At 66.2% G+C, this 19,335-nt stretch carries 11 protein-coding genes; 7 read left to right on the top strand and 4 right to left on the bottom strand.

Features of this window, described 5'->3' with window-relative positions; all coding sequences use genetic code 11:
• Positions 1-9: 9 nt before the first annotated feature.
• Genes ECTOBSL9_RS11305 through recD form a run of 5 tightly spaced genes read left to right on the top strand, consistent with a single transcriptional unit; the run spans position 10 to position 10,934 of the window.
• Positions 10-1,395, top strand: coding sequence for a pyridoxal-dependent decarboxylase (locus ECTOBSL9_RS11305; protein WP_063465140.1), 1,386 nt, complete (start codon positions 10-12; stop codon positions 1,393-1,395).
• A complete protein-coding gene (recC, locus tag ECTOBSL9_RS11300) occupies positions 1,392-4,940 on the top strand; it encodes an exodeoxyribonuclease V subunit gamma (protein ID WP_240480964.1) in 3,549 nt (1,182 codons plus the stop codon). The genes ECTOBSL9_RS11305 and recC overlap by 4 nt, the downstream gene beginning before the upstream one ends.
• A complete protein-coding gene (locus tag ECTOBSL9_RS17850) occupies positions 4,937-5,344 on the top strand; it encodes a UvrD-helicase domain-containing protein (protein WP_371258978.1) in 408 nt (135 codons plus the stop codon). Before recC ends, ECTOBSL9_RS17850 begins: the two co-directional genes overlap by 4 nt.
• Complete coding sequence (recB, locus tag ECTOBSL9_RS11295; protein ID WP_371259023.1) at positions 5,260-8,832, top strand: exodeoxyribonuclease V subunit beta; 3,573 nt, start codon at positions 5,260-5,262, stop codon at positions 8,830-8,832. The genes ECTOBSL9_RS17850 and recB overlap by 85 nt, the downstream gene beginning before the upstream one ends.
• Complete coding sequence (recD, locus tag ECTOBSL9_RS11290) at positions 8,829-10,934, top strand: exodeoxyribonuclease V subunit alpha (RefSeq protein ID WP_063465139.1); 2,106 nt, start codon at positions 8,829-8,831, stop codon at positions 10,932-10,934. Before recB ends, recD begins: the two co-directional genes overlap by 4 nt.
• Here the strand turns inward: recD and prpF are convergent.
• The 3 genes from prpF to ECTOBSL9_RS11275 all read right to left on the bottom strand — a co-directional run bounded on the left by prpF (position 10,909) and on the right by ECTOBSL9_RS11275 (position 16,295).
• A complete protein-coding gene (prpF, locus tag ECTOBSL9_RS11285; protein WP_063465138.1) occupies positions 10,909-12,090 on the bottom strand; it encodes a 2-methylaconitate cis-trans isomerase PrpF in 1,182 nt (393 codons plus the stop codon). The two genes, recD and prpF, sit on opposite strands and share 26 nt — an antisense overlap.
• Complete coding sequence (gene acnD, locus ECTOBSL9_RS11280; protein ID WP_205631963.1) at positions 12,090-14,681, bottom strand: Fe/S-dependent 2-methylisocitrate dehydratase AcnD; 2,592 nt, start codon at positions 14,679-14,681, stop codon at positions 12,090-12,092. The genes prpF and acnD overlap by 1 nt, the downstream gene beginning before the upstream one ends.
• A gap of 204 nt (positions 14,682-14,885) precedes the next feature.
• Complete coding sequence (locus tag ECTOBSL9_RS11275) at positions 14,886-16,295, bottom strand: PLP-dependent aminotransferase family protein (RefSeq protein WP_156500198.1); 1,410 nt, start codon at positions 16,293-16,295, stop codon at positions 14,886-14,888.
• Positions 16,296-16,417: 122 nt separating this feature from the next.
• Between ECTOBSL9_RS11275 and ECTOBSL9_RS11270 the strand changes: the two genes are divergently transcribed.
• Together ECTOBSL9_RS11270 and ECTOBSL9_RS11265 are read left to right on the top strand one after the other, a co-directional pair.
• Positions 16,418-17,185 (top strand): bifunctional 2-polyprenyl-6-hydroxyphenol methylase/3-demethylubiquinol 3-O-methyltransferase UbiG, encoded by a 768-nt coding sequence (locus ECTOBSL9_RS11270; RefSeq protein ID WP_063465136.1) that lies wholly within the window; start codon positions 16,418-16,420, stop codon positions 17,183-17,185.
• 370 nt (positions 17,186-17,555) lie between these two features.
• On the top strand, positions 17,556-18,242 hold the full coding sequence (locus ECTOBSL9_RS11265) for a transposase (protein ID WP_205631962.1): 687 nt from the start codon (positions 17,556-17,558) through the stop codon (positions 18,240-18,242).
• Positions 18,243-18,385: 143 nt separating this feature from the next.
• Here the strand turns inward: ECTOBSL9_RS11265 and draG are convergent, their stop codons facing one another.
• On the bottom strand, positions 18,386-19,285 hold the full coding sequence (gene draG / locus ECTOBSL9_RS11260; protein ID WP_082829885.1) for an ADP-ribosyl-[dinitrogen reductase] hydrolase: 900 nt from the start codon (positions 19,283-19,285) through the stop codon (positions 18,386-18,388).
• Between the last annotated feature and the right edge of the window lie 50 nt (positions 19,286-19,335).

Raw genomic sequence — 19,335 nt, 5'->3', positions numbered from 1 at the left:
GATTCAGCGATGAACCATGACGACCTGAGGGACTGGTCCAGGCGGGCGGCGGACTGGATCCATGACTATCATGAAGGGCTGCGCGAGCGGCCCGTGCGAGCGCAGACCCGTCCCGGCGATACCCGCGCCCAGCTGGCCAGCCAGGCGCCGGAACAACCCGAGCCCATGGAGGCCATCTTCGAGGATTTTGCCCGCATCGTGCCCGATGCCATGACCCACTGGCAGCATCCGCGATTCTTCGCCTACTTCCCCGGCAATGCCTCGCCCGCCTCCATGCTGGCCGAGCAACTGGCCAATGCCATGGCCGCCCAGGCCATGCTCTGGCAGACCTCTCCGGCGGCCACGGAGATGGAAGAGGTCATGGTCACCTGGCTGCGGGACGCCCTGGGGCTGGACCCGCATTTCACCGGCACCCTGCACGACAGCGCCACCACTGCCACCCTCTCCGCCATCCTCACCATGCGCGAGAAGGCGCTGAACTGGCTGGGCAACTCCCAGGGGCTGCAGGGGCAGCCCACGCTGCGCCTCTACGCCTCCGAGCATGTGCATTCCTCCATCGACAAGGATGTACGCATCGCCGGCATCGGCCAGGACAACCTGGTCAAGATCCCCACCGATGCCGCCCATGCCATGGACATGAAGGCCCTGGATGCCGCCATCCGGGCCGATCGCGAGGCCGGCCATCTGCCCGCCGGCATCATCCTGTGCGTGGGTGGCACCGGCATCGGCGCCTGCGACCGCATTGCCGACGGTGTGGCCGTGGCCCGGGTACACGGACTGCCCACCCATGTGGACGCCGCCTGGGCCGGTTCGGCCATGATCTGCCCGGAATACCGCCACCTGTGGGAGGGCATCGACGGCGCCGACAGCATCGTCTTCAACCCCCACAAGTGGCTGGGCGTGCAGTTTGACTGCTCGGTGCAGTTCCTGGCCGACCCTGCGCCTCAGGTGCGCACCCTGGGGCTGCGCCCCGAGTATCTGAAGACCCTGGGCAAATCCTCTTCCATGACCGATTTCAATGAGTGGACCGTGCCCCTGGGCCGGCGCTTTCGGGCGCTGAAGATCTGGTTCACCCTCAGGGCCTATGGGCTGGAGGGCCTGCGCCAGCGCATCCGCAATCATGTCACCTGGGCCCAGGAGCTGGCCAAGACCCTGGCCACCCTGCCGGGCGTTCAGGTGGTCACCCTCCCTCAGCTATCCCTTTTCAGCTTCGCCCTGGAGTCCGGCGACGCCGCCACCGAGACCCTGCTCAAGCGCATCAACGATGATGGCCGGGTCTATCTCACCCAGACCCGCCATGATGGCCGCCTCGTCATCCGCGTTCAGGTGGGGCAGTTCGACTGCACCCGCGAGGATGTCATGTGCGTGTACCAGGTCGTGAAGGAACTGCTTTGACCCCGACGGAAACCGCCTCCACGGACGCCTGGCCCACGGGCTTCATGCTCATCCAGGGCAACCGCCTCGAAGCCCTGGGGGACCTGATGACCACCTGGATGCGCAGCCATCCCCTGGGTCCGCTGGAGAACGAGGTCATCCTGGTGCAGAGCAATGGCATCGGGCAATGGCTCAAACTCGCATTGGCACGGGATGCGGGGGATGAGCAGGGTGGCTGTGGCATCGCCGCCGCCCTGGAGGTCACCCTGCCCGCCCGGTTCATCTGGGACACCTACTGCCTGGTACTGGGAGACCTGCCGGATATCTCCGCCTTCCACAAGGCGCCCCTGGGCTGGCGGCTGTATCGCATGCTGGGGGATCTGGATGCCCTGGCAAGGACGCCCGACACCGCTGATCACCTGCAACCCCTGCGGGGCTTTCTGCAGACCGACGGCGATGTGCGCCGGCGCCATCAGCTCGCCATGCGCCTGGCGGACCTGTTCGACCAGTACCAGGTGTATCGCAGCGACTGGCTGCAGGCCTGGCAGGCGGGTGATGATGTCCTGATCCGCCCCGATGGCCGGCGCGATCCCGTGCCCGAGCCCCAGCGCTGGCAACCCCTGCTGTGGCGGGCCCTGCTCGAAGACATCGCCCGGGACGACAACGACCCTGGCGAGAGCCGTGCAGCCATCCATCAGCGCTTCCTTGAGGCCTCCCGGTCCTTCAGCCCATCCCGGCGCCCCCACGGGCTGCCCCGCCGGGTGATCGTGTTCGGCATCTCCTCCCTGCCCCGCCAGACCCTGGAGGTGCTGGAGGGCATCGCCCCCATCAGCCAGGTGATGCTGTTCGTGCACAACCCCAGCTGCCACTACTGGGGGGACATCATCGAGGGTCGGGACCTGTTCCGCCGGGGTTATCGACGCCTGAGCGCCCGCAAGGTGCCCGATGGGGTGGAAGCCGATGAGATGCACCTGCACGGCCACCCCCTGCTGGCCGCCTGGGGCAAGCAGGGTCGGGACTATATCCGCCTGCTGGATGAACACGACCAGCGGGAACAGTATGAGGCCCATTTCCAGGCCCAGAGCCTGTCCATCGACCTGTTCGAATCGCCGGGCCAGGGCACCCTGCTGCAACAGCTCCAGGACGACATTCTGGAACTGCGCCCCCTGAACGAGCGCCGCGACCTGGCCGCCGCCATCGACCCCGAGAAGGACCGCAGCCTGGAGTTCCTGGTGGCCCATGGTCCGCAGCGGGAGGTGGAGGTCCTTCACGATCAACTGCTGGACGCCTTCCAGCAGGCCCATGACCAGGGCCAGCCCCTGCCTCCCCGGGACATCCTGGTGATGGTGCCGGACGTGGAGACCTATGCCCCCCACATCGAGGCCGTGTTCGGCCGCATCGGCCCGGGCGACCCGCGCCATATCCCGTTTCATATTGCCGACCAGGGTCAGCGACACCGCAACCCGGTGCTGATCGGCCTGGAGCGTCTGCTCAACCTGCCCCAGGCCCGATTTGCGGTCAGCGAGATCCTGGACCTGCTGGACATCCCGGCGCTTCGGGCCCGCTTTGCCATCGATGAGGCCGACCTGCCCCGGCTGCGCCAGTGGATACAGGGTGCGAACATCCGCTGGGGTCTGGACGCCCGCCAACGCACCGGCCTGGGCCTGCCACCGGACCTGGAGCAGAACACCTGGCAGTTCGGCCTGCGCCGCATGCTGCTGGGCTTTGCCAGCAATGATGCGGGCCCCTGGCGGGGCGTGGAACCCTACGATGAGGTGGGGGGCCTGGAGGCGGGGATGATCGGCCCCCTGGACCAGCTGCTTCAGACCCTGGGCGAAGCCTGGCAGACCTGGCAGACCTCCCGTTCGCCCCAGGACTGGATGGGCGTGATCCTGAAGCTCATGGATGACTGTTTTGCCATCGACAGTGACGCGGATCACCGCGCCGTCACCCGCGTGGGTCAGGCCCTGGAGCAGTGGGTAACCGACTGCCAGGCGGCTGGCGCCGATCAGGAAACCCTGCCCCTGGATGTGGTGCGCGACACCCTGCTGAGCGCCGTGGACGAACCCACCCTGAACCAGCACTTCCTGGGCGGGGCCGTGAACTTTGCCACCCTGATGCCCATGCGGGCCGTGCCCTTCCGGCAGATCTGGCTGCTGGGCATGAATGATGGCGACTACCCCCGCAGCCACCATCCGGCGGATTTCGACCTGATGGCCCGGGACTACCGCCCCGGCGACCGCTCCCGCCGGGAGGATGATCGTTATCTCTTCCTGGAGGCCCTGCTCTCTGCCCGGGAGCGCCTGGTGATCAGCTGGGTGGGGCGCAGCATCCGCGACAACAGCGAGCGCCCCCCCTCCGTCCTGGTGGGGCAGTTGCGGGATCACATCGCCGCCGGCTGGCGCCTGGGACCACCCCGGGCCGATGCGCCCCAGGGTGGCGAGGGCACGGCGCTGGTCAAGGCCCTGACCACGGAGCACCCCCTGCAGCCCTTCAGCACCCGGTATTTCGACCCGCAGCGCCCCCCGCGGGTGTTCACCTATGCCCACGAATGGCAGTCCCTCACCACGGCGCCCATGCCCGCCGTACATCAACTGCCCCAACTGCCTCCGCCGACGCTGGATGCCCCCATCAGCCTGGAGGCGCTGGGACAGTTCCTGCGCCATCCGGCCCGGCACTTCTACAGCCAGCGACTGGGTCTGTACCTTCAGGAGGCGGAGCGCCCTGCCGAAGACGAGGAGACGTTCCATCTGGAGGGTCTGGGCAACTGGTCTCTGCGATCCGCCATGATCGAACACCTCACCCGGACGGCGCCTGGCGATCAGGTGTCAGGCAAGGGCACCATGGACCTCTCCGCCAGCGCGCAGCGTCTGACCCGGGCCGGCGAGTTGCCCCTGCCCCCCTTCGACACCCACTGGCGGGATGAACTGCTCACCCACCTGGAGCCACCGGTTGCACAGTACCAGTCCCTGCTGGCAGACCATCCCGATACCTGCCCGGCCCAGGGCATCCGTGTGGAGGCCCAAGGCATCACCCTGGAGGACACCCTCACCGGCCTGCGTCAGGATGCCACCGGGGCCCGGTTGCGGGTGGTGCTGCAGGCCAGCCGACTGGTGAAGAAGGAGGATGACTACCAATGGCATCACCTGATCCGGCACTGGCCCACCCATCTGGCCGCCCAGCTACAGGCCCCCACCACCACCTGCCTGCTGGGCCCGCAAAGCCGGGTGATCCTGCAACCCATGGAGGCCGGCGCCGCCCAGGCCGTTCTGATCCAGCTCATGGAGGGCTACCGGGAAGGCCTGCAAAGCCCCCTGCCCCTGCCCTGCCGCACCGGGTTCGCGGCCCTGATCGAATCGGAAGGAGAGCGGGCGAACCCCGATTCCCAGACACTCTATGAAGGTGGCCATCACTGGAGCAGCGAGCGGGATGAACACGACATCTTCGCCCGCTTCTGGCCCGATTACGCTCGCCTGGCCGAGGACCCTGGCTTTGCCCGGGCCATCGAGACCCTGTACCGCCCCCTGTACCGCCATCTGATCGCACCCGAGGGGGTTCAGCCATGAGCGCTCCCACCACCCTGGATCCCCTGGGCTTTGCCTTTCGGGACAGCCGCCTCATCGAGGCCAGCGCCGGCACCGGGAAGACCTTCACCCTGGCCCTGCTCTATACCCGTCTGGTGCTGGGCCATGGAGATGAACACACCGCGTTTGAGCGCGGGCTGATGCCACCGGAGATCCTGGTGGTCACCTTCACCGAAGCCGCCACCCAGGAACTGCGCGAACGCATCCGCAGCCGTCTGGTAGAGGCAGCCACCTGGTTCGAGGCAGACCCTCAGCAGGCGTCAGCCGCCGATCCGGTTTCTGCCGCCAACCCGCTGCACCGATTGCGCAGCGACCTCCCCCCGAGCGCTGGCCCGGCTGTGCCCGCACCCTGCGCCTGGCCGCTGAATGGATGGATGAGGCCATGATCTCCACCATCCATGGCTGGTGTCAGCGCATGCTGCAGGAACATGCCTTCGAGACCCGGGGGCTGTTCCAGCGGGAGGTCATCACCGACCAGACCGATCTGATCAATGAAATCCTCAGGGACTATTGGCGCGTGCATTTCTACCCCTTGCCCGCCGCCGAGGCCCGCTGCGTGCGCCAGGCCATCACCTCGCCGGAGCATCTGCATGAACAACTGCGGCCCTGGCTGCGCCAGCGGGATGCCGGGCTCTCCTTCCAGGGCCGCCCCCTGCACTGCCCGGACCTGCGTCCGGCCCTGGACAGGGCCCTGGAGCGCCAGGCCCGGCAGGCGCAGGTGGACAGCCTGGAGCAAGCCGCCCGAGACCAGTGGCAGGCCGACCGGGAGGCCATTGAGGCCCATTTGTGGACACTGCAGCCGCACCTCAATGGCACCCGCCACGGCAGCAGCCAGCCGGAGAAATTCACCGTCATGCTCAAGGAGATCCAGACCTGGAGCGAGGGTGAGGCCGCCCCCAGCCGGCTGCGCAACTTTGCCCAGGGGGCCTTCGGCTTCAAGGCCAGGGCCCCGGTGCAGGAGGAGATGCTGCACCCGGCCTTCGCCGCCATTGCCCAGTGGCAGCAGGCAGCACGGGAACTGGACGGCCCCGACGGGCACACCGAACCGCCCCTGAAGGCCTGCATCCTGGCCCATGCCAGTGAATGGGTAGGGCGTGAACTCACCAAACGACTGCGCCAGCAGGCACAGATGGGCTTTGACGACCTGCTGCGGGAGATGGATATCGCCCTCACCCCCAGCGGCGATGGCAACACCCCGGACCCCGCCCGGCATCTGGCGGCCACCCTGCGCCGCCAGTTCCCCGTGGCCCTGATCGACGAGTTCCAGGACACCGACCCCATCCAGTACCGGATTTTCGATCGGGTCTATGGGGATGCAGCCACCCGGAGCGCCGACGAGGCCACTGCCCTGGTCATGATCGGCGACCCCAAGCAGGCCATCTACGGGTTTCGCGGCGCCGACATCCACAGTTACCTGGCGGCCCGCGAGGCCACCCGGGGCCGGCATCACACCCTGGCCACCAACTACCGTTCCACCCAGGGCATGGTGGAGGCCTGCAACCGGCTGTTCACCCATGCCGAGGGCCATCCCCGGGGGGCCTTTCGCTTCCGGCCCGACACCGGCCGTGATGCCGAAAACCCCATTCCCTACCAGCCCGTTTCAGCCCATGGCCGCGGCGAGACCCTGATCCTGGACGGCGCCCCCCATCCCGCCATGACCTTCTGGCTATTCAACCCGGGCGAAGGGCCCATAGCCCCCGACACCTATCGGGAGGCCATGGCCGCAGCCGCCGCCTCGCGCATCGTGCACTGGCTGGAGGCAGCCCGCCGGGGTGAGGCCGGGTTTCGCCCCGTGGATGGCCAGGACGATGAATGGACGCCACTGCGGCCCCGGGACATCGCCATCCTGGTGCGCACCGGCACCGAGGCCGCCGCCATGCGCCAGGCCCTGGCGGCGCGACAGATACACAGCGTGTACCTGTCGGACCGCAACTCGGTATTCCGCACCCGCGAGGCCCGGGACCTGCTGCACTGGCTGCGGGCCTGTGCCTGCCCCACCGACGAGGGCCTGGTGCGGGCGGCGCTGGGCACCAACACCCTGGACCTGCCCCTGGAGACCCTGGCCGGCTGGCAGGAGGATGAACTGGCCTGGGAGGCACAGCTGGAGCGCTTCCACGGCTATCAGCGCATCTGGCAGCGTCAGGGTGTGCTGGCCATGCTGCGCCGCCTGATGCATGACCAGGCCCTGCCCCGCCAGTTGCTGGAGCAGGAGGAAGGCGAGCGGGTGCTCACCAACCTGCTGCATCTGGCCGAATGGCTGCAGCAGGCCGCCCGCAGCCTGGATGGGGAGCAGGCCCTGATCCGGCATTTGAGCGAGCACCTGGATGCCGATGACGAGGAATTCCTGGTGCGACTGGAGAGTGACGCGGAGCTCATTCAGGTGGTGACCATCCACAAGTCCAAGGGGCTGGAATATCCCCTGGTGCTGCTGCCCTTCATCTGCAGCTGGCGGGAGGTGAACGGACGCACAGCCCAGGTTCCCCTGCGCCGGGACCAGGCGCGGTACATTGAAACGGCGGGCAGCAAAGGATACCCGGAAGCCTGGAATGCGGCCGACGATGCCCGCCTGAGCGAGGACATGCGCCTGCTGTATGTGGCCATCACCCGGGCCCGTCACGGCGTCTGGCTGGGCATCGCCCCCCTGAAGAGCGGCAACACCCGCAAGATCCAGCTGGAAAAGTCGGCCATGGGGCATGTGCTCAATGGCGGTCAGGCCTTCGAGAGTGCAGAGGATTTAAGACAGGCCCTGGAGGCCCTGGGCCAGGACATGCCCCACATCCAGGTGGAGCCTGCGCCGGCGCCCGCTGACACTCCCCTCTCGCCGCCACCGCAACCCGCCATGGACCCGGCTCGACCGGCGCCGGATTTTCGTCACGAACCCTGGTGGATCGCCAGTTATTCCGGTCTGCGCGTCGGCCCGCTCGGGGACGAGGCGCCCGAACCGGCGCCGGCAGCGGAGACCGCCGATGATGAACTGGGGCGGGAGGAAGGCCTGGCCGATGAGGCCCAGTGGCCACCCCAGGCCCAGGTCGCCCGAACCCCCAGCGGGCAACCGATCACCCCCCTGTCCGGTCTGCATGCCCTGCCCCGGGGGCGTCAGGTGGGCAACTTCCTCCACGGCATCATGGAATGGGCCGCCACCGAGGCCCGGATCGAAGGCCCCGACAGCCCGGTACAGGGATTTTCCGCCGCGGCCCATGGCCTTGATGCGCGCCGGGACATGCTGGCCCGGCGCTGCCAGCTTCGGGGCCTCACCGACTGGATCGAGCCCCTGGAGGGGTGGCTGGCCAGTTATCTCACCACACCCTGGACGCTCCCCATCGCGCCCGGATCATCGCCCATCACCCTGACCCTGGCCGACCTGGCACCCGGGTCACTACAGGTGGAGATGGAATTCTGGTTCGCCGCCACCCGGGTGGACACCCGGGATCTGGACCGACTGGCCCAGGCCCATTGCCTGCCTGGCCGACGCCGGCCAGGCCTGGACCCCGCCCGACTCAACGGCATGCTCAAGGGCTTCATCGACCTGGTCTTCGAGCACCAGGGGCGCTATTACGTCCTGGACTGGAAATCCAACTGGCTGGGGCCGGACGATCCGGCCTATTCCACCACCGCCATGGAGGACGCCATCCTGCATCATCGTTACGATCTGCAGTACCTGATCTACCTGCTGGCCCTGCATCGACAACTGAGCCTGCGCCTGCCGGATTACGATTACGATCAGCACATGGGCGGGGCCATTTATGCCTTCCTGCGGGGCGCCGGTGGTCCGGCCCAGGGCATTCATGCCCATCGCCCCCCTCGGGCGTTGATCGAGTCCCTGGATGCCCTCTTTACCGGGCGACGCCCCGCCCTGATGGAGGATGGGGCATGACAGGGCACCCTCCCGATCCCACCCTGGCCCTGCTGGGCGAATGGGCGGTTGCCGGGGCCATTCGTCCCCTGGACCTGTCGCTGACCCGCTTCATCCACACCCAGGCACCGGAGCAGGACCCCGCCGTGCTGCTGGCCATCGCACTGACCAGCGAACGCAATGGTCATGGCCATGTGTGTCTGGATCTGGCTCAGGCCCTGGAACATCCGGAGACCCTGCTCACCCGTCTGCGGGATGACCAGCCCCTGGCCCAGGGCATTCGCCTCACCCTGGCGCGGGAACTGGGGAAGCTCACCCTGACGGACTGGGTGGGGCGCCTGCGGGCCAGCCCGGCCATCAGCCTGGCGGAAGAGGCGCGCGACCCGCAGGAGCCGCGCCCCCTGGTGCTGGATGGCGAACCGGAACGTCCCCTGCTCTATCTGCGCCGCTACTGGGCCTATGAGCAGCGCATCGCCGAAGGGATACAAAGCCGCCTGCAGCAACCGCTGCCCATTCCCGAAACGCCCCTGGCCCGCTTGCTGGACACCCTGTTCCAACCGGCGCCCGGTCAGGCGCCACCCCCAGGGCCCGACTGGCAGCGCCTGGCCTGTGCCCTGGCGGCTCGCAGCGGGTTCTTCATCCTCACCGGGGGACCGGGCACCGGCAAGACCACCACCGTGGTGCGTCTGCTGGCCCTGTTGCAGCGCCTGGCCGCCGTGCAGGGCCTGCCCGCCCTGCGCATCGAGCTGGCCGCCCCCACCGGCAAGGCCGCCGCGCGTCTGAATGAATCCATCAACACCCAGGTCAAGGCCCTGCCGCCCGCCGGGCCCATGGACACCGATGTGGGACCCATCCCCACCCGCGTGAAGACCCTGCACCGACTGCTGGGACCCCGTCCCGACAGTCGGCGTTTCCGGCATCACCCGGGCAACCCCCTGGCCGCCGATGTGGTGGTGGTGGACGAGGCCTCCATGGTGGACGTGGAGATGATGGTGCACCTGCTGGACGCCCTGCGCCCCGAGGCCCGGCTGATCCTGCTGGGGGACAAGGATCAGCTGGCCTCGGTGGAGGCCGGCGCGGTGCTTGGGGACCTGTGCCAGCGTGCCCATCGGGCCCATTACACCCCGGACACCCGGGACTGGCTGGCCCGGGTGAGTGATCAGGACCTGCCGGATGCGTACGTCGATGCCGAGGGCGGCGCCCTGGACCAGGCGGTGGCCATGCTGCGCACCAGTCACCGCTTCAGCGATGCGGGGGGCATTGGCGCCCTGGCGGCCCGGGTGAATGACCCGGAGCAGGACCCGCGGGATGCCGACGCCGCCCTGGTGGCGGTAAGAGAAGTCCTTGAACGATCGGCTGCAGAACCCGATGGTTCCTTGGGCCGTGTGGAGGCCATCCACCTGGAGGATGAGGCCGATCCCCGCTTTGATCGACTGGTGCGGGAGGGCTATTCGGGATACCTGCAACAACTGGAACAGGCCCCCCATGATCCCGATGATCCGGCCCTGATCGATGCCTGGGCCCACGACACCCTGAAGGCCCAGCGGGACTTTCAGCTGCTCACGGCCCTGCGGGATGGGGACTGGGGGGTGAGCGGCCTCAACACCCGCATCATCCAGGTGCTGCGCACCGCCCGGCTGCTGCCCGGCGAGGCGGAGGCGGGTGCCCCCGGCCAGCGTCAGTGGTTTGCCGGGCGACCGGTGCTGATCACCCGCAACGACTACACCCTGAACCTGATGAATGGCGACATCGGCATCACCCTGCCCGTGCCGGTGCGCCAGGGGGGCGAGGTGCGCACGGTACTGCGGGTGGCCTTCCCGGGCGAGGCCGATCAGGTACGCTGGGTACTGCCCAGCCGCCTGCAGGCGGTGGAGACGGTATTCGCCATGACGGTGCACAAGTCCCAGGGCTCGGAGTTCGAGCACACGGCCCTGGTCCTGCCCGATGCCCCCAACCCGGTGCTCACCCGGGAGCTGCTCTACACCGCCATCACCCGCTCACGCAGCCGGTTCACCCTGCTCTACAGCCAGGCCTCGGTGCTGGGCGAGGCCATCACCCGCCGGGTGAACCGGGACAGCGGTCTGAGTGGGCGCCTTATCAGAAGGCATCCCCCGGCACCCTGACCCAGCCTTCCATGAGCACCCGGGCACTGCGGCTCATCACGGCCTTGAGCACCTTCCATTCGCCCCCTTCAAGGGTGGCCTCGGCACCCACCCGCAGGGTGCCGGAAGGGTGGCCAAAGTGGACGGATTGGCGCTCGCCGCCCCCCGCCGCCTGGCTGACCAGGGTGCCGGGAATGGCCGCCGCCGTGCCGATGGCCACCGCCGCCGTGCCCATCATGGCGTGATGCAGCTTGCCCATGGACAGGGCCCGCACCAGCAGATCCACATCGCCCGCCGCCACCTGCTTGCCGCTGGAGGCCACGTAGTCCCGGGGCGGGGCCACAAAGGCGATCTTGGGGGTATGCTGGCGCTGGCCGGCCTCTTCCACCGACTGCACCAGGCCCATGCGCACAGCCCCGTGGACCCTGAGCGTCTCGAACATCGCCAGGGCCTTGGGGTCCCCGTTGATGTCATCCTGCAATTCGGTGCCGGTGTAACCGATGTCATCGGCATTGACGAACACCGTGGGGATGCCGGCATTGATCATGGTGGCCTTCACGGTGCCGACGCCCGGCACCTCCAGGTCGTCCACCAGGTTGCCCGTGGGGAACATGGAGCCGCCGCTGTCATCGGCCGGGTCCATGAACTCCACCTGCACCTCGGCGGCGGGGAAGGTCACGCCATCCAGCTCAAAATCGCCGGTCTCCTGCACGGCCCCATCGGTGATGGGGATGTGGGCAATGATGGTCTTCTGGATGTTCACCTGCCAGATGCGCACGATGGCCGTGCCATTGCGGGGGATGCGCTCGGCATCCACCAGGCCGGCGCTGATGGCAAAGGCCCCCACGGCGGCGGTCAGGTTGCCGCAGTTGCCGCTCCAGTCCACAAAGGGCTTGTCGATGGACACCTGACCGAACAGGTAGTCCACATCATGATCCGGCTGGGTGCTGCGGGAGAGGATCACCGTCTTGCTGTTGCTGGACACGCCCCCGCCCATGCCATCGATCTGCTTGCCATAGGGGTCGGGGCTGCCGATCACCCGCAGCAGCAAGGCGTCCCGGGCCGCCCCGGGAGTCTGTGCCACGTCGGGCAGGTCATCCAGGCGAAAGAACACGCCCTTGCTGGTACCACCCCGCATGTAGGTGGCGGGGACCTTCACTTGAGGAGCATGGGTCATCAGGCGCTCTCCGCTTCCAGGAAGTCCTTGGCAAAGCGCTGCAGCACGCCGCCCGCTTCATAGATGGAGACTTCTTCCTTCGTGTCCAGGCGACAGGTCACCGGCACCTCCACCGTCTCACCGTTCTTGCGATGGATCACCAGGGTGAGATTCGCCCGGGGGGCCAGTTCGCCCTTCACGTCGAAGGTCTCGGTGCCATCGATGGCCAGGGTCTTGCGGGTGGTGCCGGCCTCGAACTCCAGGGGCAGCACGCCCATGCCCACCAGGTTGGTGCGATGGATGCGCTCAAAGCCCTCGGCGGCAATGGCCTCCACACCCGCCAGGCGCACGCCCTTGGCGGCCCAGTCACGGCTGGAGCCCTGACCGTAGTCGGCCCCGGCGATGATGATCAGGGGCTGCTTGCGCGCCTGGTAGGCCTCGATGGCCTCCCACATGCGGGTGACCTGGCCTTCCGGTTCGATACGGGCCAGGGAGCCCTGCTTCACTTCACCGTCCACTACGGCCATCTCGTTGATGAGCTTGGGATTGGCGAAGGTGGCCCGCTGGGCGGTCAGGTGATCGCCCCGGTGGGTGGCGTAGGAGTTGAAGTCCTCTTCCGGCAGGCCCATCTTCGCCAGGTATTCCCCGGCGGCGCTATCCAGCAGAATGGCGTTGGAGGGGGAGAGGTGATCGGTGGTGATGTTGTCACCCAGCACCGCCAGCGGACGCATGCCCTTGAGGGCGCGCTCTCCCGCCAGGGCCCCTTCCCAGTAGGGCGGGCGACGGATGTAGGTGCTCTGGGGGCGCCATTCGTACAGGGGACTGATCTCCTGGGCCGCCTCGGTCTTCACCTGGAACATGGGCTCGTACACCTGCCGGAAGTGCTCCGGCTTGACGCTGCTGGCGATGATGGCGTCGATCTCCTCATCACTGGGCCACAGGTCCTTGAGGGTGACCTCATTGCCGTCGGCATCCACGCCCAGCACATCCTTCTCGATGTCAAAGCGGATGGTGCCGGCGATGGCATAGGCCACCACCAGGGGCGGCGATGCCAGGAAGGCCTGCTTGGCATAGGGGTGGATGCGCCCGTCGAAGTTACGGTTGCCCGAGAGCACGGCGGTGGCATACAGATCCCGGTCGATGACCTCCTGCTGGATCTTCGGGTCCAGGGCGCCACTCATGCCGTTGCAGGTGGTGCAGGCAAAGGCCACGATGCCAAAGCCCAGCTTCTCCAGTTCCGGCAGCAGCCCGGCCTCTTCCATGTACAGCTGCACCGCCTTGGAGCCGGGGGCGAAGGAACTCTTCACCCAGGGCTTGCGGACCAGGCCGCGGGCATTGGCGTTGCGGGCCAGCAGGCCAGCGGCTACCACGTTGCGCGGGTTGCTGGTATTGGTGCAGCTGGTGATGGCAGCGATGATCACGGCGCCATCGGGCATCTTGCCGGGTTCGTTCTCCACCTTGCCGGAGATTCCCCGGGCCGCCAGGTCGGCGGTGGCCAGGCGCTTGTGGGGGTTGGAGGGACCGGCCATGTTGCGCACCACGGTGGACAGATCAAAGCGCAGTCTGCGCTCGTACTGCACGTTCTTCAGATCATCGCCCCAAAGACCCGCCTCGCGGGCGTAGGTCTCCACCAGCTTCACCTGCTCGTCTTCGCGGCCGGTGAGCTTGAGATAGTCGATGGTCTGCTCGTCGATGTGGAACATGGCGGCGGTGGCGCCAAATTCCGGGGTCATGTTGGAGATGGTGGCGCGGTCGGCCAGGCTCAGCTCCTTCACCCCCTCGCCACAGAACTCCAGATAGGCTGAAACCACCTTCTCCTGACGCAGGAACTCGGTCAGGGCCAGGACGATATCGGTGGCGGTGATGCCCGGCTTGCGCTTGCCCACCAGCTCCACGCCGATGATGTCCGGCAGGCGCATGTAAGAGGCCCGGCCCAGCATGACGCTCTCGGCCTCCAGGCCACCCACGCCCACGGCCAGCACGCCCAGGGCGTCCACATGGGGGGTATGGCTGTCGGTCCCCACCAGGGTGTCCGGGAAGGCCACGCCATCGCGGGCATGGACCACCGGCGACATCCGCTCCAGGTTGATCTGGTGGAGGATGCCGTTGCCCGGCGGGATCACATCCACGTTCTTGAAGGCCTTTTTGGTCCAGTCGATGAAGTGGAAACGGTCCTCGTTACGGCGATCCTCGATGGCGCGGTTCTTCTCGAAGGCATCCTTGTCGTAACCGCCGTATTCCACCGACAGGGAATGGTCAACAATAAGCTGCGTGGGCACCACCGGGTTCACCTTGGCCGGATCCCCGCCCCGCTCGGCAATGGCATCCCGCAGCCCCGCCAGGTCCACCAGCGCCGTCTGCCCCAGGATGTCGTGACACACCACCCGCGCCGGGAACCAGGGGAAGTCCAGGTCCCGCTTGCGCTCGATATGCTGCTTCAGGGCATCGGTGAGCAGCGCCGGATCACAGCGCCGCACCAGATTCTCCGCCAGCACGCGCGAGGTATAGGGCAACGTGTCGTACGCCCCCGGCGCAATGGCCTCCACGGCGGCGCGGGTGTCAAAGTAATCCAGCTGGGTGCCTGGCAGTGGCTTGCGGTAATCAGTGTTCATGATGGGCAACTCAGTCAAGGGTGGTCTGGCTGGACACAGCAGATTGTCGACATCCAGCGCGGGTGCCCCGAAGTATAAACCTTCGCAGCAACGCACAAAAAGTGCCACACCTTCAAATGGGGACAGACACCTTTTTCCCAGGAAAAGGTGTCTGTCCCCTTTTATTCGCGGGAAAAGGTGTCAAGGAAAAGGTGTCCGTCCCCTTTATTGGGGGCTTTTGTAGAGACGGGACAGCGCCGTTTCAACGTCCACCGACTGGGGCAAGGCACAGCTGAGGCGCAGGCAGCGGCGGTAACGGCCGCTGGGGGAGAAGTACGGGCCCGGGGCGATGCTCATGCCGGCCTCCAGCGCCTGTCGCTGCAGGGCCAGGCTGTCGTAACCCTCGGGTAGCACCACCCAGATCACGAACCCACCCTGGGGGCGGGTCACCTGGGTGCCCCTGGGAAAGTGACGCAGCACCGCATCCGTCACCCGTCGCACCTGGCGTTGGTAGTAGCGCCGCGCACGCCCCAGATAGCGCTCATAGCCCCCCCGTTCCAGATAATCGGCCACGGCCAGGGTGTCCATGGGCGCCGTGGCCTGGCTGGTGGCGTACTTGAGATAGGTGACCCGCTCGCGATACCGCCCCGGGGCCACCCAGCCCACGCGCAACCCCGCCCCCAACGTCTTGGAGAAACTGCTGCAATAGAGCACGTTCCCCCGGGTGTCCCAGGCCTTGGCCGCCCAAGGACGCGGCCCCTTGAAGCACAGTTCCCCGTAGACATCATCCTCGATCAGCGGGACCTCGTGCTCGGCCAGCAGGTTCACCAGCGTCTGCTTGCGCTCGTCGGACGCCAGATGACCCAGGGGATTGCCGAAACTGGGCATCATCACGCAGGCGCGGATCGGCCAGGTGTCCAACGCCCGCGCCAGGGCCTGCGGTGACATGCCCTCCACCGGGTCCGTGGTGATCTCCAGGGCCCGCATGCCCAGCGACTCAATGGCCTGGAGAATGCCGTAGAACGTGGGCGACTCGATGGCCACCACATCCCCGGGGGAGCCCACCGCCCGAAGGCTCAGGGTCAGCGCATCCTGACATCCCTGGGTCAATACAATGTCATCAGGGCCCACGGTACAACCGGCATATCCCATGCGCTGGGCGATTTGCGTGCGCAGTTCCAGGTTGCCCGGTGGAAAGTCATAGGCACTGACGTCATCACGCCGGGTGCGACGCACCCGGGCGAAGCTGCGGTCCAGCGCGGCAACGGGCAGACACTCAGCAGGGGGCGCTGCGGCCCCCAGCGACAGGATGGAGGGGTCGTTATGGGACTGGACCAGTTCCAGCACCCGCTCCTGCCCCGTGACCAGGCTGGGCCCTTCCAACTCGTCGCAGGGCTCTTCCGGGAGCGGTGCTGAATCCGACTGACCGCACACATAGAACCCGGATCGCGGACGCGCTTCCAGGATACCGCGCTGCTCCAGCACCTCGCAGGCCGTCACCATGGTGGCCATGCTGACGCCAAAATGCTGGCGCAGTTGCCTGAGCCCTGGCAGGCGATCACCGGCCACATAGGTGCCCTGCTCGATCTGTTGCTCAAGCAGAGCCGCCACTTGCTGGTAGAGTTTTTCGCCCATCATCGGTACAGCGTAACAAAACTGTACCGCTCATGATTCGCGCAAACTGCATCTGTATCGGTCCCGGGAATCCACCCACAATGGCGCTCCCATTTCACACCAAGCCCACAAGGAGCTCTTACATGACCGAGGTACTCAACGCGAACACCGGCACTCACTTCACGCAATACACACGCAGTTTCGCCGAATACTGGGACGATCTGGTGGGCTGGGAAGCGCGTCTGGCTCGGGAAGGTGCCTTCTACAACCGTCACCTGCACGCCCACGGCGCCAAGCAGGTCATCGATATCGCCACCGGCACGGGTGTCAACGCGGTGTCCCTGGCTCAATACGGTTTTGAAGTCACGGCCGTGGATGGATCCGAAAACATGCTGGCCAAGGCCCAGGAAAACGCCAAGCACTACGGTGTCAGCTTTGCCGATGCCAAGGCCATCGACTGGCTCTCACTGGACGAAACCCTGGGCACCGAGCAGTTCGATGCTGCCGTATGCCTGGGTAACTCCTTCACCCATTTGTTCGATCATGAAGATCGTCGAACCGCCCTCAGAGCCATCTTCCGCATCCTGCGTCCGGGCGGCATGCTGATTATTGACCAGCGCAACTACGACGCCATGCTCGACCAGGGATACAGTTCCAAACACGCCTTTTGCTACACCGGCAACAACGTGGACGTAGGCCCGGTGGAACTGCACCGCAGCCTGGCCAAATTCAACTACGTCTTCCCCGATGGCGCCCGTTTCGAACTCAACATGTACCCCCTGCGCCAGGACTACCTCACCCACCTGCTGGAAGACGCCGGTTTCGTCAACGTGGAACGCTATGGCGACATGCGCCGCCCCTACGACACCAATGAGGTGGACTTCGTCCAGCAAATCGCCTTCCGTCCCTGATCAAAAAGGGGACAGACACCTTTTTTGGGGGCCCCAAAAAAGTCAGGCCCCGCCACAATCCTTGTGGCGGGGCCTGTGTCGCGCGGCAGGATCCATCCGCTGGATCATCCCTGACTCACTGCTCGTTCATCCATGACTGCCATCAATGGCGACAGGACGTATTTTCCATATTCCCCATGAGGGAACAAGCGCCAATACTTCGAAATGAGAAACAGTTCAAAAGGGGACAGATAAATCCATAAGACTCACGCCGCGCCACTTCATCAGCCTTGCAGTTTGTGACAAGAGAAAATAATCTTTTCGAAACGGGGACAGATGATCGGCCGCCGCGTGCCCAATCAGGCGGCCTTACTCACTCAGGAGAAAAGATATGCCAAGGATGGCGCGTGTGGTCTTGCCGCATATGCCACACCATGTGGTGCAGCGGGGGCACAACTGGCAGGCCGTATTCGTCATAGCCGACGATTACGAGCGTTATCTGGATGATCTACGCGAACTCAGCGACGTTCTGGATGTTCGCGTGCACGCCTACTGCCTGATGACAAACCATGTTCACCTACTGCTGTCCCCGGGTGATGACGTCACCAGCATGGGGCGTCTGATGAAGTCGCTGGCAACGAAGGCCACGCGCCATCGAAACCGGCTGGATAAAAGGTCCGGCACCCTATGGGAAGGACGCTATCGATCCAGCCCCGTCCAGACGGACACTTACCTGCTCGCCTGCACTCGCTATATCGAGTTGAATCCTGTGCGTGCAGAGATGGTGTCCACCGCAGGTGATCACCCCTGGTCCAGCTATCGCCAGCGCATGGGCCACGAGGACTGCTGGATCCACCCCGACCCCAGTTACCTGAGTCTGGCTGAAAGCGAGACGGAACGGCGTGAACGATATGCCCGCTTGATGGCAGAGGGCGTGCCCAGGAAGGAACTCACCCTGATGCAAGAGGCCATCCAGCGCGAACAGCTCACGGGGAATCAACGATTCGTGGACCAGGTGGCACAGATCACAGGCCGACGAATCGAGCAGCGCCCCCCTGGCCGCCCACCCTCAAGGTAACCCGAAAAGGGGACAGACACCTTTTCCAGCAAAAAAAGGTGTCTGTCCCCTTTTTCGGAAGTTAAGCCACATGTAACACATGCGGTGGCGCGAACCAGGGGCCATAGCGCCCCGTTCAGGATTCAGCGATCAAGAGGGTGGACTCACGCTTGCACGTCAGGCATGAATCCACCCTCTTTTTTTGTCTGCAGCTGGCGCAGGATGTGGGCCTTCACCTCCCCATCCAGCCCCTTCACCCAACGTTCCGGTATTCCCTCCAGCCCATAGAGCGCTCCGGCCACCATCCCGGCGATGGCGCCGGTGGTGTCGGCATCGCCGCCGCGGTTTACCACGTCCACCAGGCAGTCCTCGAAGGTGTCGGTGTCGAACAGGGCCTGGAACACGGCGCGCAGGGTGTGGACGATGAAGCCGCTGGGGTTCTCCTCGCGGCGTTTGCGGAAGTGAAACTCCGGGTGTTGCTGGATGAGGGCCTTCACCGGCCCCTGCAGCAGCGCCCGCTGATCGGCGCCCTGCAGGGCCATCTGCACCATGGCCACGATGCACTCAGTGCCGGCGTCGGATAAGGGGTGGTGATGGGTGACATGGGATTGCAGGCGGCAGGCGGCGTTCACCGTCTCGCGGGGTTCACCCAGGGTGACCAGCGCAATGGGGAGCACGCGCATGCAGGCGCCGTTACCGGCATCGTTATCGTTCAGGGGGACTGCCGTCTCGCCCGTGCGGCGGTAGTGGATGATGCCGCGACGCACCGTGTGACCGATGTCCACGGGGCGGGAGCGCATCCACTGGCTGAAGGCCTCGGCGATGGTGGGCGCGTGAATATCGCCCGCCTGAATGATGGCGTCACCCAGGGCCAGGCTCATCTGGGTGTCGTCGGTGATGGCGCCCGGTTTGAGGTGGAGCCAGCCGCCACCGATGAGGTCCTTGTGGATGCCGTGCTGGGAACGGATCTCCCGGGGCATCATGAATTCCACGGTGGCGCCCAGGGCATCGCCGATGGCCAGGGCCAGATAGGCGGCCTGGGCTCGGGGGCGCGCACCCCTCACCCCAACCCCTCTCCCCGGGGGGGAGAGGGGTTCAAGGAGAGCTTTCAGCG

Origin of the sequence: Ectothiorhodospira sp. BSL-9 (assembly GCF_001632845.1) — a bacterium.
Lineage (GTDB): Bacteria > Pseudomonadota > Gammaproteobacteria > Ectothiorhodospirales > Ectothiorhodospiraceae > Ectothiorhodospira.
This window is presented reverse-complemented; position numbering and strand designations above follow the sequence as displayed.